The sequence below is a fragment of the Kitasatospora sp. MBT63 genome (genome assembly GCF_000710465.2).
GTDB lineage: Bacteria > Actinomycetota > Actinomycetes > Streptomycetales > Streptomycetaceae > Kitasatospora.
The window spans coordinates 53,572-54,811 of record NZ_JAIZ01000628.1; the positions used below are offsets into that span (position 1 = coordinate 53,572).

Here is a 1,240-nt window from a genome sequence, read left to right on the forward strand (position 1 = left end):
CTAGCATCCGAATGTACGGCCCCCACCGCGGATACCCGGCGCTTTGTCGGAAATTCCCACCCATCGGGCGGCCCGGACCACCGCCGCACGCGCGGTGCGGCCGGTCCGTCTCCCCTGTGTGAGGCCCGGGCGGCGTCCGCGGTGGTGCAGCTCGCCGGCATCCGGCCGGCCTGCGGCCCGGGCGCGTCGGGCTCCGGGCAAGGTCAGCGGGCGCTCCAGACGGGACAGTGCGGGGCGTGGACGTCGATGAGGATGAAGCCGCCGCCTTCCAGGACCCGGCGGGTGCGGGCGACGGCGCAGCACCGCTGCGCCGTCCCGGTTGCCGTGCCGGGCCGCTCCGTCTCGCAGGTGCGGGCCATGTCGTGCGCCGCGGCGGTGTGGTGGGTGTCGGGGGCGCTGCGGGGACGGGGTGGCCCGGGGACGGGGAGTGGCCGCCGGGCCTGCCCTTCGGGCAGCGGCTGGCGGCCGATGGCGGCGTGAGGCATCAGGGCGAGGGAGCGGGCCCGGCTGCGGCGATCCGACATGCCGGACAGCCTGCCCGTTGGCGGGCGGCTCAAGCAGGGCCGTAGGGCTGCCACAGCGGCAGGTTGTGGTGCCGTGCTCCGGAGGACGTCGGCGCCCGGGCCGCCCGCCGTGCCTCCTCCAAGGTTAAGAGCAGGATGGTGAGGGTCAGCCAATTGTCGTGATGAGCATGGCAGTTCACTCGTTCGCGACCGGGGAGGCTGAATGTTTCAGGGTTAAAGGTGGGTTAGGGTGGGTGGTGGGGGTGAGGCTGTGATGCCTACGCAGGAGGAGCTCTTCGCGGCGGTGGACGCGCTGCTGCACGACAGTGGTCCGCGGCTGCCGGAGCCCGCGGAGCGGGCGCGGCTGCGGGAGGCTGCGGGGGTGCCGCAGGCGCGGCTGGCCCAGGTGCTGAGGACGACGACGCAGACGGTGAAGAACTGGGAGGCGGGCCGCTCTGAGCCGCGCCCGCCCAGGCTGGAGGCGTACGCCAGGCTGCTGGAGGGCTGGGCGCAGCAGCACCCGGTTCCGGCGGCGGCCGAGGCGACCGTCGCCGAGGTGCCGTCCGCCTTCGCCGCCCGCGCCGCGCAGACGGCTCCGCCCGCTGCCGTGGAGAACACGACCGTGGAGAGGACGGCTGCGCAGGACACAGCCGGGCAGACCCCGCAGGCCCCGGAGGTTCCGGAGGTCCCTGACGACGACGATGGCGAGGCCGGCCCGCGCCCGGGGCGTCGCCCCG

Annotated in this window: 2 protein-coding genes; one reads left to right on the forward strand and one right to left on the reverse strand. The window is 75.1% G+C overall.

Going from position 1 to position 1,240, the window contains the following annotated elements; all coding sequences use genetic code 11:
* Positions 1-203: 203 nt before the first annotated feature.
* On the reverse strand, positions 204-524 hold the full coding sequence (locus AA75_RS32975; protein WP_033824005.1) for a hypothetical protein: 321 nt from the start codon (positions 522-524) through the stop codon (positions 204-206).
* A 253-nt stretch (positions 525-777) separates the two neighbouring features.
* Here AA75_RS32975 and AA75_RS48255 point away from each other — a divergent pair.
* Positions 778-1,240, forward strand: a 463-nt coding sequence (locus tag AA75_RS48255; protein ID WP_149038516.1) for a DNA-binding transcriptional regulator, incomplete at its 3' end; no start/stop codon positions are given.

Excerpts from the sequence above, each read along its gene's own strand:
- AA75_RS32975 (WP_033824005.1), bottom strand. The coding sequence starts at position 524 with ATGTCGGATCGCCGCAGCCGGGCCCGCTCCCTCGCCCTGATGCCTCAC.